The sequence below is a fragment of the Acidimicrobiales bacterium genome (assembly GCA_030747595.1).
Lineage (GTDB): Bacteria > Actinomycetota > Acidimicrobiia > Acidimicrobiales > MedAcidi-G1 > UBA9410.
On the sequence record JASLKK010000020.1, the window covers coordinates 1 to 18,598 of the forward strand.

General features: G+C 64.5%; 21 protein-coding genes and 3 tRNA genes. 14 read left to right on the plus strand and 10 right to left on the minus strand.

Translation table 11 applies throughout. The features are described 5' to 3' along the window. A partial coding sequence (locus QF777_11375; GenBank protein ID MDP6912145.1) for a hypothetical protein occupies positions 1-451 on the plus strand: 451 nt, incomplete at its 5' end. Positions 452-473: 22 nt separating this feature from the next. Here the strand turns inward: QF777_11375 and QF777_11380 are convergent. The 8 genes from QF777_11380 to QF777_11415 form a co-directional block, all read right to left on the minus strand. Next, entirely contained in the window at positions 474-2,186 is a 1,713-nt protein-coding gene (locus tag QF777_11380) for a PEP-utilizing enzyme (protein ID MDP6912146.1), read from the minus strand. A 38-nt stretch (positions 2,187-2,224) separates the two neighbouring features. Continuing rightward, a complete protein-coding gene (locus QF777_11385; protein ID MDP6912147.1) occupies positions 2,225-3,028 on the minus strand; it encodes a tyrosine-protein phosphatase in 804 nt (267 codons plus the stop codon). 61 nt (positions 3,029-3,089) lie between these two features. After that, positions 3,090-3,165, minus strand: a tRNA-Phe gene (locus QF777_11390). 32 nt (positions 3,166-3,197) lie between these two features. After that, positions 3,198-3,275: transfer RNA gene (locus tag QF777_11395), tRNA-Asp, on the minus strand. A 31-nt stretch (positions 3,276-3,306) separates the two neighbouring features. Next, positions 3,307-3,379: transfer RNA gene (locus QF777_11400), tRNA-Glu, on the minus strand. Positions 3,380-3,451: 72 nt separating this feature from the next. After that, a complete protein-coding gene (locus tag QF777_11405) occupies positions 3,452-3,925 on the minus strand; it encodes a DUF2017 family protein (GenBank protein ID MDP6912148.1) in 474 nt (157 codons plus the stop codon). A gap of 55 nt (positions 3,926-3,980) precedes the next feature. Continuing rightward, positions 3,981-4,295: an ATP-dependent Clp protease adapter ClpS gene (gene clpS, locus QF777_11410; GenBank protein ID MDP6912149.1), complete on the minus strand. Its 315-nt coding sequence runs from the start codon at positions 4,293-4,295 to the stop codon at positions 3,981-3,983. Further along, positions 4,292-5,224, minus strand: coding sequence for a COX15/CtaA family protein (locus QF777_11415; GenBank protein MDP6912150.1), 933 nt, complete (start codon positions 5,222-5,224; stop codon positions 4,292-4,294). The genes clpS and QF777_11415 overlap by 4 nt, the downstream gene beginning before the upstream one ends. Positions 5,225-5,287: 63 nt before the next feature. Here QF777_11415 and QF777_11420 point away from each other — a divergent pair, with 63 nt between their 5' ends. From QF777_11420 to serS, 11 genes are all read left to right on the plus strand, one after another. After that, positions 5,288-6,142, plus strand: a complete 855-nt coding sequence (locus QF777_11420) for an SDR family oxidoreductase (protein ID MDP6912151.1) — start codon at positions 5,288-5,290, stop codon at positions 6,140-6,142. A 45-nt stretch (positions 6,143-6,187) separates the two neighbouring features. Further along, on the plus strand, positions 6,188-7,123 hold the full coding sequence (locus tag QF777_11425; protein ID MDP6912152.1) for a heme o synthase: 936 nt from the start codon (positions 6,188-6,190) through the stop codon (positions 7,121-7,123). A gap of 207 nt (positions 7,124-7,330) precedes the next feature. Beyond that, complete coding sequence (locus QF777_11430) at positions 7,331-8,842, plus strand: cbb3-type cytochrome c oxidase subunit I (GenBank protein MDP6912153.1); 1,512 nt, start codon at positions 7,331-7,333, stop codon at positions 8,840-8,842. Then, positions 8,839-9,420, plus strand: a complete 582-nt coding sequence (locus tag QF777_11435; GenBank protein ID MDP6912154.1) for a cytochrome c oxidase subunit 3 — start codon at positions 8,839-8,841, stop codon at positions 9,418-9,420. Before QF777_11430 ends, QF777_11435 begins: the two co-directional genes overlap by 4 nt. Before the next feature lie 15 nt (positions 9,421-9,435). Further along, positions 9,436-10,221, plus strand: a complete 786-nt coding sequence (locus QF777_11440; GenBank protein ID MDP6912155.1) for a hypothetical protein — start codon at positions 9,436-9,438, stop codon at positions 10,219-10,221. A gap of 38 nt (positions 10,222-10,259) precedes the next feature. After that, a complete protein-coding gene (gene coxB / locus QF777_11445; protein MDP6912156.1) occupies positions 10,260-11,423 on the plus strand; it encodes a cytochrome c oxidase subunit II in 1,164 nt (387 codons plus the stop codon). Beyond that, entirely contained in the window at positions 11,423-13,414 is a 1,992-nt protein-coding gene (gene ctaD / locus QF777_11450; protein ID MDP6912157.1) for a cytochrome c oxidase subunit I, read from the plus strand. Before coxB ends, ctaD begins: the two co-directional genes overlap by 1 nt. Further along, on the plus strand, positions 13,407-14,012 hold the full coding sequence (locus QF777_11455) for a heme-copper oxidase subunit III (protein MDP6912158.1): 606 nt from the start codon (positions 13,407-13,409) through the stop codon (positions 14,010-14,012). The genes ctaD and QF777_11455 overlap by 8 nt, the downstream gene beginning before the upstream one ends. Positions 14,013-14,028: 16 nt before the next feature. Next, positions 14,029-14,367, plus strand: coding sequence for a cytochrome C oxidase subunit IV family protein (locus tag QF777_11460; protein ID MDP6912159.1), 339 nt, complete (start codon positions 14,029-14,031; stop codon positions 14,365-14,367). A 58-nt stretch (positions 14,368-14,425) separates the two neighbouring features. After that, positions 14,426-15,298: a cytochrome c oxidase assembly protein gene (locus QF777_11465; protein MDP6912160.1), complete on the plus strand. Its 873-nt coding sequence runs from the start codon at positions 14,426-14,428 to the stop codon at positions 15,296-15,298. A 30-nt stretch (positions 15,299-15,328) separates the two neighbouring features. Continuing rightward, complete coding sequence (gene serS / locus QF777_11470; GenBank protein ID MDP6912161.1) at positions 15,329-16,609, plus strand: serine--tRNA ligase; 1,281 nt, start codon at positions 15,329-15,331, stop codon at positions 16,607-16,609. Between the two features lie 10 nt (positions 16,610-16,619). Here the strand turns inward: serS and QF777_11475 are convergent, their stop codons facing one another. Beyond that, positions 16,620-16,961, minus strand: coding sequence for a CrcB family protein (locus tag QF777_11475; protein MDP6912162.1), 342 nt, complete (start codon positions 16,959-16,961; stop codon positions 16,620-16,622). Then, positions 16,955-17,377, minus strand: a complete 423-nt coding sequence (locus QF777_11480; GenBank protein ID MDP6912163.1) for a CrcB family protein — start codon at positions 17,375-17,377, stop codon at positions 16,955-16,957. The genes QF777_11475 and QF777_11480 overlap by 7 nt, the downstream gene beginning before the upstream one ends. A 219-nt stretch (positions 17,378-17,596) precedes the next feature. Here QF777_11480 and QF777_11485 point away from each other — a divergent pair, with 219 nt between their 5' ends. Both QF777_11485 and QF777_11490 read left to right on the plus strand, forming a co-directional pair. Then, positions 17,597-18,070, plus strand: a complete 474-nt coding sequence (locus tag QF777_11485; protein MDP6912164.1) for an SRPBCC domain-containing protein — start codon at positions 17,597-17,599, stop codon at positions 18,068-18,070. A 62-nt stretch (positions 18,071-18,132) separates the two neighbouring features. Beyond that, positions 18,133-18,591 (plus strand): hypothetical protein, encoded by a 459-nt coding sequence (locus tag QF777_11490; protein MDP6912165.1) that lies wholly within the window; start codon positions 18,133-18,135, stop codon positions 18,589-18,591. The last annotated feature ends 7 nt before the right edge of the window (positions 18,592-18,598 follow it).

An 18,598-nucleotide genomic window follows, 5' to 3' on the forward strand; every position in this document is an offset into this window, starting at 1 on the left:
CGATGATCTGGGGCTGAACGTGTTGGCGGCCACCTTCATTCCCACGCTGTCCACCGAGATGATGATGAGTCTGGCTTCGGGTGGATGGCTGCTGGTCGACGTCCGTGACCTCGGCGCAGCCATTGCCGGCCTGATGACACCTGGTCGGGGCCCGAAGCGATACGTGGCTGGCGGCACCTACATGACGTGGGACGAGTTCCACGCCCGGGTTACCGAGGCGACCGGCCGCGATCGTGCGCTGTTCCCGACGCCTGCGTCCGCGTTGAAGGGGATGGTCGACGACGAGGCGGTTGAGATCATGCTTGGCATCGTCCCCGGCGACGACGCGGCCCTATTGGCCGACAGCGGTCTGGGCGAGTGGCGCCCGGTGACCGAGACGTTGGCCGACACTGCCCGGTGGTTGATCGCCGGCGGCCTGCTCGACCCCGAATGGGCCCCCGCCTGCACCTGAGGCCAGCCCTTCGGAGGCCGACTTAGTCCTGAAGAATGGTGACAGTGCCGGTGTCGCCGTTTACCCGGATGCGGGCACCGTCGAGGATCCGCGTCGTGGCGCCCGCAGCCGACACAACGCATGGGATGCCCAGTTCGCGGCTCACGATCACCGCGTGGCTCATCACGGCGCCCACGTCGACCACCACCCCGGCGGCCGGCACGAACAACGGCGTCCATGACGGATCGGTGATCGGGGCGACCAGGATCTCGCCCGGTTCGAGGGTCAGCGGGTCCGATGGGTCGAGCACCACCCGGGCTAGTCCCTCGACGGTGCCGGCGCTGCCCCCCATACCTTGGAGGATCGTCTTCGAGGGTCCTTCGACGACCGGGGCCTCGGACCGTAGGCCGAATTTGGGCACTTCACCGGCGAACCAGTAGGGCGGCTGAACCTCAAAGAGGGCGAGGTAGTCGGCCTGGCGGGTGGCCGCCGTCTCGGCCATATCGCCGTTCAGGGCGGCTTCCATTTCGGCGTCTCGAAGCATGAACACGTGATCGGCGTCGGTCAGGCGACCGTCGGCGGCCATGCGACGTCCCAGCTCCCGGGCGGCGAGTCGGACTTCGTGGATGATCCGCACGATGGTGGCCTTGCACTGTTCACGGGCCGGGATCCAGGCTCGGGCAGCCGGCGCGGCGATGGCCAGAGTGCCTGCCGCCTCCTCGTTGTCGGCCACCATTGACTGCAGAAGTTCAAGCGCTTCGCCTGATCGTTGGTGGGCGGCCGCACGCGTCGTCGACGGGTCGTCGGAGTCCGGTGAGAATCGCATTCGGTCGATGAGCGCCAGTGGGAGTTCTGGATGGGTCTCCCAGGTCCTGGAACGGAGCTCCCATTCGTTGGGGCCGCGGCTTCCGTAGGTTGTGGTGAAGTCGGCGAATCCAGTGAGGAAGTCGGCGGCCGCCGGACCGAGGTCCTGGAGCCGGTCGATCAGCCCGTCGAGGCCTTCGTCGAATGCCTCCGTCAACTCCGGTGAAGCGGCCACCAGGCGGCCAAGATCCCACAGCACATCGCTGGGTTCGGCGGATGCCACGCCACCCAGGCCTCCGGCGATCCGCAGGTCCAGGCCTGGCTTGCCGACACCCAGAGCGGCCACCGTGAGGGCACCCATGACCACGCTCGCCGCGGCGCTGGCTTCCGAATGGGTGGCGAAAAGGCGGCTGAACACCGGGGGCATCTCGCGGGTTCGGGCCACCAGGTCGGCATCGGTCGCTGTTGAGAGGTTGGGTCGGTTGGCCACGATGTCGGCCACCTCGGCCGCTTGGGCTGCCACCTCAGGGGCCTTGGTGGCGGTCATCCAGCCGAACATCATCCCGTCGACCCGCTGGGTGATCGCTGGGTCGCCGTCCTTGGGTCGCGCTACGTAGGGCGGCAGTGAAGCGCCGGTACCGAAAAAGCCCAGATCGACTAGTTCGGGGGTCATGCCCGACGAGCGGGCGCCCATGAGCCGGGCCACGCTGAGGTTCAAGAACATGTAGCCACCGAAGATCTCGAACATGGTCTTCTGGCCGGGGTCGAGTTCGTCTGCGTCGATGGTGAATCGGGTCATAAATCCCAGCAGGCCATGGTTTCCGGCCCCGTGCCAGGTGTGGTCTGCCGTAAGGGGCGAAACGGGGTCAGGAAAGACCTCCCCCACATTTCCTCGGGTGTAGATCGGGAACGACTCCGAGGGCTCGTCGTCCATGAACCAGGCGTTCGTCATCGGTTTCCTCCGGATGGCAGTTGGTCGATGCCGCCCACTTAGTAGAGCAGGGATGTTCGGAAGGCGGCGAGGCGGGCCTCGTCGAGGTAGAGGCCGTCGGCCACGAAGCCGTCCCACGAACCCCATCGGGCCTCAACGGTGTCGAGGACCGCGCGGAGGTAGTCCTCGCGGCAGTACAGCAGGGCCCGGGACGATGCCATCCGCTCCTCGGGAACCTCGTCGGGAGTGATTCCGAGGTGGTGGGCAATGCGCTGCCGGTGGTCGGCCTTGGCTGTCTCGATCCAAGAGCGGCGGACCTCGTTGGACAGTAGATAGTCGGCCATCACCAGGTCGTCGTTGACCCCGAGGATTCGCAGAAGGACGGCGGCCACCACTCCGGTGCGGTCCTTGCCGGCCGTGCAGTTGAAGAGCAGTGGCTGGCGGTCCGGGTCGGTGGCTAGGTCGAACACCGGTCGGTAGCGATCGATGCGGTCGGTCACCAGCGTCCGGAAGTATTCGGTGATGTGATCCGGTCCTAGGGGTTCGGCCTGAGGGTCGAGCATGGCGTTGGCCACCACGGCGAACTCGTTGTCGTCGTTGGACACCGAGATGCCGACCACGTCAACGCCGGGTAGATCGGGGTGAGGTCTGACCTTGGCCTCGGCGGGTCGTCGGAGGTCCACGATGGTTCGTAGACCGAGGGATTTGACTATCGCCCGGTCGGCGTTGCCCAGGTCGCAAAGGTGGCCAGACCGGAATAGTTGTCCGGTCCGCACGGTGTGCCCGTCGGAAGTGGCCAGTCCTCCGAGGTCCCGCAGGTTCGATGGTGCGACGACGATCCGTGCATCGGGGGTTTCAGCCATGCTTGGAAGATAGACGGCTTGTCGGGAACGCAGAAGACCCGCCCTGGGGGCGGGCTTCTGGTGGTGGTCGGGACCGGCGTCGATCCGGTGACCTTCCGCTTTTCAGGCGGACGCTCTGCCAACTGAGCTACCCGACCGTGCACCGCTCGCCCCGGAGGGCGAGCGACGGTGGCGGTCCTGACGGGATTTGAACCCGCGACCTCCGGCTTGACAGGCCGGCGTGCACTCCAAACTGCACCACAGGACCAGGTGGTCCGACAAGAGTCGTACCGCCTTAGCACCCCCAACGGGATTCGAACCCGTGTTACCTGCGTGAAAGGCAGGCGTCCTAGGCCGCTGGACGATGGGGGCCGGACCTCGCTGAGAGCGGGGTCACGTTACCAGCGACCCTCCGGGACGCGTCACGTGCTGGACGCTGGTTGATCAGAGACCTGCCGCGGCCGACTCCACGGCCTCTTCGAGCACGAATCCCAGCCAGGCCAGGAGCGCCCGGGTTGGGGCGTCCGCTGCCTCGGGGTCGAACTCGTCCTCCTCGGAAATGTCGAGGCGCGTGCCCAGGAGAAGACGCAACCCGTTGAGGACCTGCATCCAAGCGGCGAGTTCTTCGTCATCGATGGACTCTGCGGCAGCCGATCCGATGAGACCGTCCACGGCGTCGAGGCGTGTGCTGAGCAGGTCGTCGTGGACGAGGCCGGCATAGTCGGCGTCCCGTTCGGCGTCGTCGGCATAGGCCGTCGGGTAGAGCCGTCGGAGGTCCGGATCGTTGTCGGCTGCCAGTACCGACCGAAACTGTTCGGCCAGGTCGACCAGGAGTGCCCGCTCCTCCTCGTCGAGCAGGACCGTTGTCCGGTCGCCTTCACGCTTCAGGGTCCGGGGGACCCTTTTTCTCAGGAACATGGGTTTCTCTTCAGGAACATTGGGTCCCCAGACACATGGTTTCCGTCTCCACTGCTCAGTCGTCCTGCTGAAGGGTGGCCCACAGGCCGTGTTCGTGGAGTCGGAAGACGTCCATCTCGGCCTTCTCCCGGGCGCCGCTCGATACCACCGCCCGGCCCTTGTGGTGGACGTCCATCATCAACCGGTCGGCCTTCTCTCGGGAATAGCCGAAGACCTTCTGGAACACGAACGACACGTACGACATCAGGTTGATCGGGTCGTTCCATACCAGCACGATCCACGGTCGGTCGGTTGCCACGTCGTTATCGAGTTCCCGGTCGAGCCTGTGGTCCACGCCCGGCTGGTCGACTTCGATGGGAGCTGGGCTCATCGGGCCACCTCGGGTGGAGTATCGGTGGCCAGCAGCCGGATTTTGACGACGACCATCCAGAACGCGGTGGCCCCTGCAACGTGCAGGGCGACGAGAACCGCCGGAACCCCGGTGAAGTACTGGGTCCATCCGATGGTCGCCTGGGCGGCCACCACGGCAACCAGCCAACGAACAGAACGAGTCAGCGGCTGCCCGGGTGGCTCCCGTCGAGCGTGCGCCACGAGCGCTACGACCACCAGGAGGACGATGACCACCATGGTCCCGTGGACACGGGCCACATCCCGGATGGAGAATGGAAGCCGGGAAATCGGGTCGTCTCTACTCCCGGTGTGCGGGCCGGTGCCGGTTACCAGCGTCCCAGTGGACAGGACCACCATGGCCAACCCGGCGAGTAGGGCAGTGAGCGATCGGGTCCGGCGACGAACGGCCGGGAGCACCACCGACGATACGCGTGCATGGTCGCCAGCCAGGTGGTGGAGCACCACGGCGTTCCACACCAGCACCATCGACAGGGCGAAGTGGCCCAACACCAGCCACGGGTTCAGGTGACTGAGGACCACGATGCCGCCCAGCACCACCTGGCCGATCACGCCAGCCACCAGCCCCCACGACCATCGTAGAAGGTCCGCACGTCGGGAAGTTCGGGCTATCGAGCCCAGCACGGCGGCGATTACCGCCACCGAGACCAGCCCGGTGATCAACCGGTTGCCGAACTCCACCCAGCCGTGGAACTCGGCCTCGGGGACGAATCGGTCCTGCTCACAGGTTGGCCAGTCCGAGCATCCGAGGCCCGACCCGGTGAGACGGACCGCGGCGCCGGTGACCACGATTGCGGCCAGCAAGACGAGCGCCACCCCGCAGATGCGGCGGTAGGCGTCGGGGGAGAGCCTGCGGGGAGAGGCTTGAGGGTCCGTGGCGTCGGCCGTCACGTCCCTGAGGCTACGAGCGGCCGTGGAGGGTACGAGCAGGACTGATATCTAGGATCCGCGGTCATGGAGAACTCGATGCAGATTCGTGATGCAGTGGTGGTGGTGACCGGTGCCGCGAGCGGCATCGGCGAGGCCATGGTTGAACGGTTCGCGGCTGAAGGGGCGCGAGCCCTGGTGGCCGCTGATCGGGATTCGGCCGGCATCGAGGTCCTGGCCGAACGGGTGTCGGCGGGCGGCACGACCTGTGAGCCGGTCACCTGCGACGTGGCTGACGAGGTATCGGTGAAGGCGCTAGTTGACGGGACGGTGGAACGTCATGGCCGGATCGACCTGGTGGCGTCCAATGCCGGGTACGTCACGGTAGGTGGCCTCGAGGCCCCCGATGAAGAGATGCATCGCATGTTCGGCGTGCACGTCATGGCCCACCTGTACGCGGCCCGTCATGCCATTCCCCACATGGTGGCCAATGGTGGCGGTCATCTGCTCAACACTTCCTCGGCGGCTGGGTTGCTGACCCAGATCGGGTCGCTCCACTATTCGGTTACCAAGAATGCTGCGGTGTCCCTGGCCGAGTGGATCAGCGTGACGTACGGGGACCGCGGGATTGGGGTGTCGGTTTTGTGCCCACAGGCCGTGGCCACCAACATCACCACCAACAGCCCGACGGCCGACCTGATGCCCGGCGAGGGACCATCGGGAGCGGCGGCCGTCGATGGCGTGCTCACCGCTGCCGAACTCGCCGACACGGTTGTCGAGGCTCTGGCCGACGGGCGGTTCCACGTGCTCCCCCATCCGAACGTCGCGGAATACGTTCGCCGGAAGGGCGATGACGTGGACCGGTGGTTGGGTGGGATGCGACGCTTCCAGAGTCAGCTGTTTCCGGAGGGCCCGACGCCCGCGGACTGGCTGCTCGGCTGACTTGAGACGGTTCGGATGGACCGGCCCACCTCCTAGCCTGAGCCGGTGCACGTCCACTCTTCTCGTCCCAGCGGTCGTCCTTCCGGCGATCCGATCCCTGTGACTGGTGGTCCGTTCTCCCGACGGCAGAAGTTGGTGGGCTACGTGGCCCTCACCAAGCCGAGGATCATTGAACTCCTCCTGGTCACCACGGTGCCGACCATGTTCGTGGCCGAGCGCGGTGTGCCGTCGATCTGGCTGATGGTGGCCACCATGGTCGGCGGGACGTTGGCTGCGGGTGGCGCTAACGCCGTGAACATGGTGGTCGATCGTGACATCGACAGCCTCATGGAGCGGACCATGCATCGCCCGCTGGTACGGGGCGTCATGTCGCCGCGGGCGGCACTCACCTTCGCCGTGGTCATTGAGGTGGTCGCCTTCGTCTGGTTGTTTGCCACCGTCAACCTCCTCAGCGCTGCGTTAGCAGCGTCGGCCACCTTCTTCTACGTGTTCGTCTACACGTTGTGGCTCAAACGCACGACGACGCAGAACATCGTGATCGGTGGGGCGGCAGGGGCCGTACCGGTGCTGGTCGGATGGTCGGCGGTGACGAATTCGTTGGCGTGGTCACCGGTCATCCTGTTCCTGTTGATCTTCTTCTGGACGCCACCCCACTTCTGGGCACTGGCCATCAAGTATCGGGATGACTACGAGGCGGCTTCCGTCCCCATGCTCCCGTCGGTAGTGAGCATTGAGGAAACGGTCCGAAAGATGGCCTTCTACACGGTGGTTTTGGTCGTGCTCACCGTGGTCTTCTCGCCGGTGGCCGACATGGGTGCCGTGTACCTAGTCTCGGCGTTGATCCTGGGTGCGGTCTTCGGTGTCATGGTGGAGGCGGTTCGACGTCGCCCGACCGAGCAAACGGCGATGCGATTGTTCTCCTTTTCGATCACCTACCTAACGCTGCTCTTCGGAGCCATGGTGATCGACGTTCTGGTCTGACATCGGGCCGGTTGCCGGACTGGAGGGACCTGTTGGGGGCTGCCTGGTTTTCTCCGTTCGAGTCAGATCGCCGACCCGGGGCCGACTAGATTGCCCGTTCGTGCGGGTGCCGGAATCTCTGACGATTCGCCTAGCCTCGTGTGGTCCGGGCTTCTCCGGATCGTTGCACGAGGGCATCGCACGAGCCCACCGAACGAAGAAGCTTCGATGACGACGACTGATACCGCCGCCGCCTCCGATCCATCCCCGACTGCTCTGGAGGAGGCCGTCACCTCCACTGATCCGAACACCCTGTCGCGGGTGTGGGGCTTCGGCGGCATGACGTCGGTGCTCTTGGGGGCCATTGCCGGCCTGCTGGTCAGCTTCGAGCGACTCGACCTCGCTTCGGCGGACGTGTTCTCTTCGGCCGACGAGATGTTCCAGTTCTGGTCCGCTCACCGGGTCGCCCTAGTGCTGCTCGGCGTCCTGCCAGCATTGATGGGCCTCGCCACCACCGTGGTTCCCCGTCAGTGCGGCGGTTCGCTGCTATTTCCCCGGGCCGCCGCGTTGGCCTGCTGGACTTGGTTGATCGGCGCCGTCATGACCGTTGCCGGATTCCTCGTCGACGGCGGTCTCGGCACCCCGGGTGGGGCCGGCCAACGACAGGCCACCGCCCTGACCCTCATGGGCCTGCTTCTGGTCATCGGGGGCCTGCTGCTGGCCTCGGTCTGCGTGATGACCACCATCGTTTCTGGTCGGGTCGCCGGTACGGGCCTTCGGGACCTTCCTTTCACCGCCTGGACCACGCTGGTTGCCGCCACGATCTGGACGGGGATGCTGCCGGTACTGGCCGCCAACGCGGTGCTGGCCTACGTCGACCTCCGGGGTCGCCCGGCCCTCTGGTTCGGTGCCGAGGACGCCATCTGGGAGCAGCTCTCTTGGATGTTCACCCATCCGGCGGTCTATGTGCTGGCCTTGCCGGTCATCGGCATCGCTCTGGACGTCCTGGCGCGGGCCACTGGGGTCACCCAGTCCAATCGTGACGTCCTGCTGGTGGCCACCGCGGCCTTCGGCTTCCTGTCCTTCGGCGCCTTCGCTCAGACCTTCTTCGACACGCCGGGTACACCGGTCCGTGAAGAGGCGTTGTCGGTCGTGGCCGCCTTCACCATCGTGCCGGTTGCCTTGGCCATCCTCGGTGGCGTTGCCGACACGCTTCGCCGGGGTGCCTCCAATCTGGGTTCGAAGCCCCCCGCCGAAGCCGTGGTGGCTCTCGTGGCCGTGCTGCTGGTCGTGGTCGGCACCGTCATCGGTGCCGTGCACGTCATCGCCCCACTGGATCTGCTCGGTACCGCTGTCGAAGGCGCCAACTTCACCTTTGTAGTCGGTGCTGCCGTCCTGGGAGTAGGTGCAGGCTTCCACCACTGGGGTGATGACATCGTCGGCCCGGGCGCCCGTCCCGGTCTGTTCCTCCTCGGTGGGTTGGCCCTCGCATTCGGTGTTGTCCTGAGCGGAGCTACAGACCTGATCAGTGGCCTGCTCAACCAGAACGACTTCACCGGGGTCACCATCTCCGCAGCCGGTCATCCGAACTCCGGAGTCGACGCCTTGAACCTGGTCTCGATGCTTGGCTCACTGGCTGTCGTGGCCGGCCTGGCGGTCTGGATGATCGCCGGAGCCCTTCATATGGCCACCGCCCAGAGTGCCAGTGGGGCCACCGTTCAGGAGAAGGGCGCCGCATGATGGCCTCCACCGTCCCCACCGCCCCGACCCGTCCGCGGACTCTGGTGATTGCCTCGGCATTCGGGACAGGCAGCGTTCTCATGTACTTCGGCGGCCTGTTCGCCGTCTACTTCTCCATTCGGGCCGACGCCCTGGCCTGGGGCAGTCAGTGGTACCCCGAGGGAGCCATCCAGTTGGTGCCCGGCGGAATGAACATGACCACGCTGGCCCTGTCCGCCATCACCATGGCGTGGGCCGTTCAGGCTGTCCTGAATGACGACCGGGTCCACGCCATGATCGCCATGGCGCTCACCGCGGTCCTCGGGATCGCCATGGTCAACCAGACCGTCTTCTACTTCATGGACATCGGTTTGCCCATCGACGCCAGCGAGGCGGCGACGATGTTGTACGTCATCGTCGGCTCGCACCTCGTCATGGTGGCCGTCGGTGTGCTCTGGCTCGGGATGCTCCTCCTGCGAACCCTGGGTGGGCAGGACACCAACCGGCATCGGGACCTTGTCTCGGCGGCGGCCCTCTACTGGTATGCCACGGTGGCCGTGTATTCGGTCATCTGGGTCGGCATCTACATCGCCAAGTAGCGGCGGGAGATCGACATGCTCACCACTGGCTTCAAACTCTGGTTCGGCTTCGCCATGGCCGTCGCGCTGGCGGCCGTGTTCGCCGGGTACACCTCGGGTGCGACCGAGACCGGGCCCCTCTCCATCGGCTGGAAGGGTGGCGTGGGCAACCATGTCTCCTACACCATCTTGATCTTCGCATCCGGTGTGCTGGCCATGTTTGGCCTTGTCGCCGTGGCCTTCCGTGACGGGGACGCCGAGGCACAGGCCGAGGTACTGGGTTTGGACGAAGCCCCGGTCGGTCAGGTAGCCGTCGGCAACTCGCTGTGGCCGGTCTTCGGTGCGCTCGGTATCGGCGTCATCGGCGTAGGGCTGGTCGTCAACTCCGCGATCTTCGTTCTGGGTCTGGTCATCGTGGCCGCCATTGGCATCGAGTGGACCATGACCAACTGGTCTGAGAAGGTCTCCGGTGATCCCGAGGCCAACGCTGAGGCCCGTGAGAACCTCATGCGCCCCATCGAGATTCCAATCCTCGGTGCGGCCGGCGTGGCCGTCCTCGTGCTGGCCGTTTCCCGGGTACTGCTCGCCTCATCGGTGACCGGTGCCGTCTGGGTGGCTACCGCTGTCGGCCTGGCCATCTTCGGGTTGGCCGTCCTGATCAGCCGCCGCCCCGAGATGCCGCGTTCGACTGTCCGGGTCATACTGTTCGCAGGCATCACGGTCGTTCTCATCCTCGGCATCGTCACCGCGGTTAGCGGTGAACGCGAGTTCCACCACAAGGGTGGCGGAGTCCACCAAGACGATGCGGAGGCGGACCATTGATCCCCAAGTCCCTGCGCAGGCCCCCGAGCCCGGGTCGCTTGGTAGCCCTCGCCATCGGCATCCCGCTGGCCCTGACCGGCTGTGCCGCTGACGCCCCACTGGACACCCTGGAGCCCCAAGGCCCGATATCCCGGTCGATCGACTCGCTAGCCAATCCGGTGTTTCTCGTCGCGGGCATCGTCTTCGTGATCATCTTCGGGGTTTCGGGCATCATCTGGTGGAAGTTTCGTGACGATCACAGCACCGACGAGTTCCCGCACCAGTTGCACGGCCATTTCCGGGCCGAGATCGGCTGGACCATCGGCCCGGCGGTCCTCATGGCCGTTATCGCCGTATTCACCCTTCTCAGCCACTTCGACCTCAACAGCGAGGACAGAACCGACATCGTGATCTCGGTGGACGGGGAGCGCACCTCGTGGGATCCCCAGGTAGTTGTGGTCGGCCAACAGTGGTGGTGGGAGTTCCGCTACTACTTCGACGGCCTGGACGGCCTCGACCTGAGTGACGCTCGCCATCTGCCGCCGGCTGACATCGTGGCGGCCAATCAGCTGGTCATCCCGACTGGTTCGGAGATCGGTCTCAAGATCACCAGCCGCGATGTGATCCACAGTTACTGGATTCCGGCGTTGAACGGGAAGCGTGATGCGGTGCCGGGTCGGGTCTCACCATGGAAAATCGAGGCCGAGACGCCCGGTGTCTACTTCGGCCAGTGCACCGAGTTTTGTGGTCTCAGCCATTCCCGGATGCGGATGCAGACGGTGGCCATGGATCCGGCTGACTTCCAGTTGTGGGTCGACCAGCAGATGCAGCCAGCTATCGAGCCGACTGATGGCGCCGCGCTGCGGGGTAGGGCGGTCTTTGAGGGCCAGTGCGCTCGCTGCCACGTGGTGAACGGAATCAACGACGGTGGTGGAGCTGATCTGGTGGCCAACGCTGCACCGAACCTGACCCATCTGATGAGTCGAACCACCTATGCCGGCGGCATCTTCGATCTCTATGAACCAGACGGTTCGCTGGACCGGACCCAGCTCGAAGCTTGGCTGCGAAACGCACCGGCCGAAAAGCCCGCCTATGCCGAGGGTCGACGGGGCATGCCGGCCATGGGCCTCAGTGAAAGCCAGATCGATGACGTGGTGGCGTACCTCCAGACCCTGGGTCGGACCCCGGCCATAGAAGTCATCGCGGCGACGGAGGTTGACTGATGAGTGACGTGACCGAACTGGAGGCCCTGGGCGGGTCGATCGGTGTCTACACGCGGCCGAAGGCCAACACCGGCTGGCGTGACTGGGTCACCACGGTCGACCACAAGAAGATCGGCATCCTTTATGGAGCGACTGCCCTCTTCTTCTTTCTCATCGGTGGTGTGGAGGCCCTACTGATACGCCTGCAGTTGGCCACCCCGGACGGAACCGTGCTGGGCGCAGACACCTACAACCGGGTCTTCACCATGCACGGCGTGACCATGGTCTTCATCGTGGCTATGCCATTGGCAGCAGCGTTCGCGAACTACCTGTTGCCCCTGCAGATCGGGGCCCGGGACGTCGCTTTCCCCCGTCTCAACGCTCTCTCGTTCTGGGTTTTCCTGGCCGGTGGGCTGTTCTTGAACATGGCCTGGATCGTGGGGGACGCCCCCGACGGCGGATGGTTCGCATATGCCCCCAACACCGGGATGGTCTTCTCGCCCGGCGAGGGGATGGACTACTACATCCTCAGTTTGCAGATCATGGGTATCGCCTCGCTGGTGTCAGCCATGAACCTGATCGTGACCGTTCTCAACATGCGGGCACCGGGCATGACATTGTTCAAGATGCCGGTCTTTACCTGGATGATCCTGGTGGTGCAGTTCCTGCTGCTGTTCGCTGTGCCAGTCATCACCGTTGCCTTGTTCCTGCTCATGTTCGACCGGAACTACGGTGCCAACTTCTTCAACCCGGAGATGGGCGCCGACCCGTTGTTATGGCAGCACTTGTTCTGGATCTTCGGACATCCTGAGGTGTACATCCTGATTCTGCCCAGCTTCGGAATCATCAGCGAAGTCATTCCAACGTTCTCGCGCAAGCCCATCTTCGGATATCCGTTCATGGTCTTTTCGGGCATCGCTATCGGCTTCATGGGTTGGGGCGTGTGGGCGCACCACATGTTCGTGTCGGGTATCGGACCCATATCAGTGGCTGCCTTCTCGGTGTCAACGATGTTCATCGCCGTGCCGACTGGTGTGAAGATTCTGAACTGGCTGGCCACCATGTGGGGTGGTCGGATCCGCTTCAACACACCGATGTTGTTCGCGTTCGGCGTGGTCTCGATGTTCACCATTGGTGGCCTGTCTGGCGTGACCCACTCGCTGGCTCCGGCCGATACCCAACAGACGGACACCTATTACATCGTCGCCCACTTCCACTACGTGATCTTTGGCGGGACCCTGCTCGGGTTTTTCGCTGGCTTCTACTTCTGGTGGCCCAAGATCTTTGGCCACCTATTGAGCGAGAAGTGGGGCAAGTGGAACTTCTGGTTGATGCTTGTCGGCTTCAACATGACGTTCGGTCCAATGCACATCCTCGGCCTGCAGGGCATGTCGCGTCGCATCGACTCCTACAGCCCGGGCTTCGGCTTCGAGTTCTGGAACATGTTCGCCTCCATCGGTGCCTTCGTAATCGCTCTGGGTGTGGTCGTGTTCCTGATAAACGTGGTCCTATCGGCTCGTCGAGCCAGGGGTGCACCGCCGATCGGACCGGATCCGTGGGACGCCCGCAGTCCGGAGTGGTTCACCCCGAACCCGACGCCGGTGCATAACTTCGACGATGAGATCGAAGTTTCGTCGCTCGACGAATTCTGGCATCGCAAGTACGGCGAGGACGAAGATGGTCGGGTGGTCCGAGTAGCGACGGCCGAGGAGGTCTGTCAGGACGGATCGGCCACCGACACCCACTTGCCGTCGCCCTCGTACTGGCCGCTTGTTATGGCTACTGGGATGCCGTTCATCGGGTTCGGCCTCATCTACTCGCTCTGGTTCTGCGTACCGGGTGCCATCTTGATCCTGATGGCCATCTACGGATGGATTTTCGAGCCGGTTGATGACCCGGACGGGCCTCACGGCCACGGTCACCACGACGACGGTGACGACCACGATGGGGTCGCCGACGAGGAATCTGACGAGGCGACCACCGAGACTGCTCAGGAGGCCCCCGTTGGCTGACTCCGCTGCCGTGTCGCACGGCCACGCGACGGGTACTGGCCTGTCTAACAACAAGCTTCTGATGTGGGTGTTCCTGGGTTCAGAATGCCTGTTGTTCGGTGGCTTGATCTCGACCTATCTGATCTATCGCAGTCGGTATGCCTCGGGCCCGGCACCGGGTGACATCTTCGACATTCCCTTTACGTCGGTCAGTTCGTTCGTGCTGCTGATGAGTTCGCTGACCATGGTGCTGGCGCTCTCAGCGTTGCAGCGGGGCGACATCCGCAACAATCGGATCTGGTTGCTCACCACCGCCCTGTTGGGTTCACTGTTCATCGGCGGGCAGGTCTACGAGTTCACGACGTTCGTTCGGGAGGGTCTGGGCTACACGACCAGCCCCTTCTCGTCAGCCTTCTTCACCCTGACCGGGTTCCACGGCGTGCACGTGAGTCTGGGCATCTTGATGCTGATGTCGCTGCTCATCTCCTCGCTGCGAGGAACGCTGACCAAGGAGCGGTCCGAGACCGTCGAGATCGTCGGCCTCTACTGGCACTTCGTCGACGTGGTGTGGATCTTCATCTTCACCGTTATCTACCTGGTGCCCTCACCCACCAGCTGATCCGGGAGTCATCACCATGAGCACCGCCACCGAGTCACCCGTGGAGTCCCACGAGGCAGCACATGAGGAGGATCACGACCACCCGTCAGATCGTCGGTACATCCAGGTCGCAGCGATCCTGGCCATCGTCACGGCCCTCGAGGTGGCCACCTACTTCGTGGAGATGCCCGGCGAGGTCCTTATCCCCATGCTGATGGCGATGATGATCTACAAGTTCTTCTACGTGGCCGCCTGGTTCATGCACCTTCGCTTTGACAGCCCGTTGTTCACGAAGTTCTTCGTAGCGGGCCTGGTGCTGGCGACCATCGTCTACGGCATCACCCTCACCGTCTTCGAGTTCTGGCACAAGGGCTGAGGCGTCTCGTTGCCCAGGGGCGGCGACCCCACCCGGACCGTGAACTGGTCCTGATCCCGTGACGGCTCTACTGGCAGCCACTCCCGATCCCTGGCGATGGCAGGCCCACCCCGAGGTCTGGTTCCTGGTCGTTGCCGTCGTGGCCCTGGGCTGGTGGGCCACCCGGGTGATTGGCCCCCGGGTCGTCCCGGTTGGTCAACCGATCAGCACCCCGTTCCAGCGGCGGGCCTTCGTGGCGGCCACCGTGCTGCTGCTGGTTTCGGCCGACTGGCCGGTGCACGACATCGCCGAGGCACACCTCTATGCGGTGCACATGGTCCAACACATGTTCATCACCTTCATCGTGCCGCCGTTGTTCCTGCTGGCCATGCCGGCGTGGCTGGCTCGCCTCCTGGTGCTCGAGGGTGGCCGCGGGTCGAGAATCCTGCGTCGCCTGGCCCACCCAGTGGTGGCCGGCGTGCTGTTCAACGCCCTGACGGCACTTACCCACTGGAGTGGTGTGGTGCAGTGGTCGTTCGACTCCGGGGCCTTCCACTATTCGGTCCATCTGCTGCTGTTTGTCGCGGCACTGCTGATGTGGGTTCCGGTGGTGGCGCCCCTGCCCGAGTTGAGGATCTCGGTGCCGGGTCAGATGATCTACCTGTTCCTGATGTCGGTCATCCCGACCATTCCGGCGGCGTGGCTGACCTTCGCCGAAGGCACGGTCTACAAGCACTATGACGACGGCTTTGAGGCGTTCGGGGTGACGGTGACATCGGACCAGCAGGCGGCGGGGCTCATCATGAAGCTGCTGGGTGGCTTCTACCTGTGGGGGATCATCATCGTAAAGTTCATCGGCTATTCGCGTGTTCACCACCAGGAGAACCAGCAGATGCGACCGGCGGAGGGACGCCACCGTCGGCTGCACTCCGACGAGGAACCGGTCGAGTAGGGCCACGGCCCTCCCGCTAGGTTCGCACCCGTGATCGACATCCGGCTGCTGCGTTCAGATCCCGAGGCCGTGAAGGCCGCCCTGGCCCGTCGGGGTGAGGACACCTCCGGTCTCGATCAGATCATCGAGTTGGACGCCAGGCAGCGGGCCCTCGCCGAGGAACGGGATCAGGTCCGTAACGAGGTGAACACCATCTCCAAGGAGGTCGGTGGTCTCCACCGCGATGGTAAGGCTGCCGAGGCTGTCGAGTTGCAGGCTCGGAGCCGTGACTTGGGTGATCGCGAGGACACCCTGGCTAGTGAAGTCGACATGCTGGCCGACGAGATCCGCGACGCCCTGCTGCGCGTGCCGAACCTTCCCTCCGCTGACGCTCCCGATGGCCTGACCGAGGCCAACAACGTGCTGGTCCGCCACGAGCACTGGGATCCCGATGCCTACGGCGAGCACCAGCGGGTGCCCCACTGGGAGATCGCCGAACAGCTCGGACTCCTGGACGTGGAACGGGGCACCAAGCTCTCCGGCTCGATGTTCGTCATGTACACAGGCATGGGCGCCACCCTGTGCCGGGCGTTGATCCAGTACGGCCTGGACCGCAACGCGGATGCTTACCGGGAGATGCGTCCGCCAACGCTTGTCAAGACCGAGACCATGGTGTCCACCGGGCACCTTCCCAAGTTCGAAGAGGACGCCTACCACCTCGAACGGGACGACCTATGGGCCATTCCCACAGCCGAGGTGCCGCTCACCTCGTTCTGCCGGGACGAGGTACTCGACGAATCCGACCTGCCGATGAAACTCATGGCCCACACGTCGTGCTTCCGTCGCGAGGCCGGCTCCGCTGGGCGTGACACCCGTGGCCTACTCCGGGTCCATGAGTTCGACAAGGTGGAGCTGCTCTCGTACGCCACACGCGACCAGGCCCCCGAGGTGCACGCCGACATCCTGGCCAGGGCCGAGGCGGCCATCACCGACCTCGGGTTGTCCTACCGGGTGCTGGATCTGTGCGCTGGTGATCTAGGTGGCTCGTCGGCCCGCACCTTCGACCTCGAGGTGTACGCGCCGGGGGCCGACCAGTGGTTGGAGGTCTCGTCAGTGTCGTGGTTCAGCGACTACCAGGCCCGCCGGGCCAACGTCCGGTACCGGCCGACCGACGAGAAGGGCACACGGATCGTCGACACCCTGAACGGGTCCGGCCTTGCCGTACCGCGTGTCTGGGCCGGCGTGGTCGAGACGCATCGCCAGCCCGACGGCACGATCGCCATCCCGGAGGTGCTTCAGCCCTACATGAGGGGCGCCACCACCATCGGCTGACTGCCAGCCGTCAGACGCTGATCATCAGGCCGAGTGCTGCGGCCCCGACTCCCAACACGAGGGTGTTGAGAATGTGGCCCACCGAGCGACCCCGACGGGTGCCGATCCGGGTCTCACCGAGCGCCACGACGTCGGCGGCGAAGGTTGAGAACGTGGTGAACGCTCCCAGGCCACCCGTGCCGACGACCGTCAGCGTGCCGGCATCGGCGCCGGCCAGGAGTCCGAGGGCGAACGCACCGGACACGTTCACGGCCATCGTGCCCAGGTGACCGCCCGGCCAACGTCGGGTCGCTATCAGTCGAAGTCCCCCTCCAACTGCGGCGGCGGCCACGAATCCCAGCCCGATCAGCACGACGACTCCGTGGGTCGACCTCGAAGGATGGCTCGGCCGGTCATCCGACCCAGCAGGAAGGTGGCCAGCCCGCCGCCAACCGAGAGCACCGCGTAGCCGAACGCTCCCGACGCGTCGCTGGCCCGAAGGGCCTCGGCCACTTCGACGGCAAAGGTCGAGAAGGTGGTCAGGCCCCCACAGAATCCGACGCCGGCCAGCAGGCGAGTCGAGGAAGTGACACCGCGTCCCAGGAGAAGGCCCAGCAGGCCGCACCCCACCAGGTTGGCCAGCAGCACCGGTCCGGCCGGGCCGCCGTCCGCACCGACAGTTGCCTCCAGCAGCCCCCACCGGGTTGCCGCCCCGGTCACTCCACCGACAGCCACCAGGGCGAGTTCCCGCACGGACGGCCCGACGGCGGGGTAGGAGGGGCTGGACATCAGGCTGACACTAGGAGGCAGTTCGGGGTGTAACGGGTGTGCCGGTAGCGGCTTTCCTCGTCGCCAGGGCTAATAGTCGAAGAGAGATGGTATTTTCGACAATAGCGACCTAGTTTGACGGATGAGTATTACTAACATAAGTTTTGTCAATAAACATTCAGAGTTAACCGTTGATGAGGTCGTTACAAAAAATGCTTGCGACCTGCAGGAGAGACCTCTATGTCCACACCCGTCCACGTATACAAGGCCTACATCAAGGCCGACCTCGACGAGGTCTGGCGAGGACTCACCGACGGTGACCTCACTGCTCAATATCGAGGGCCTTGTCATCCCGACCTCGGTATGGCTGAGTACGGCACTGGGGTGAAGTCCGACTGGGAACCGGGTTCCCAAGTCCAGCACGTCACTGCTGACGGCAGTGTTGTTGCTGACGGTGAGGTGGTTGCCATTGACGCCCCGAATCGTCTGGAAGTTACTTTCCACGCTCACTGGGATCCTGAGTTGGAGGCCGAGGGCCCGGTGCGCGAGGTGTACCTGCTCGAGGACGAGAAGATGGGCCTCACCAAACTCACCGTCGAGTTGTATGACGCCGCCCTCGACAGCAAGACGATGGCCGACACGGTCGACCACTTTCCCTTCATCGTCTCAGGGCTCAAGACGCTGCTGGAGACGGGCACGCCACTGGTGGATTAAGAGGCCAGTCCCACTCCGATAGAGGCCGACGCCGAGCAGTCGAGCCACGAAAGGCACTTCCGATGCGTGACACCTTGTTGACCATTCACATCCTGGGCGCTGGCGTATGGATCGGCACCAACGTGATGGGGTTCATTATCAACCCGCGAATCAACCCGCGGGCATCGGAGATCGCTTCAGACCACTGGCACCGCACCGTCGTGGGGTTCAAGCGCTACCTCTACATACCGGCGTACCTGATTGTTCTAATTACCGGTGTGCTACTCGTGACCGCGGTCGATGACTCGCCCTACGAGATGTCCGACACGTTCGTGCTGATCGGGTTGTTAGCCGTTCTCGCTGGAGCGGTACTGGGCGAGATCTACGTCGCGCATCAGAGCCGCAAGGTGGCTGCTGCCTACGAAACTGGCGATATGCAAGCGGTGGCCCCTATTGAGCAGAAACTCGCGATCGCGTCGCTCGTCGACATGGCCGTCGTCGTGGTAGCCGTGGTGGCGATGGTCAGTACGTGGGGCGTCTGACGGGATC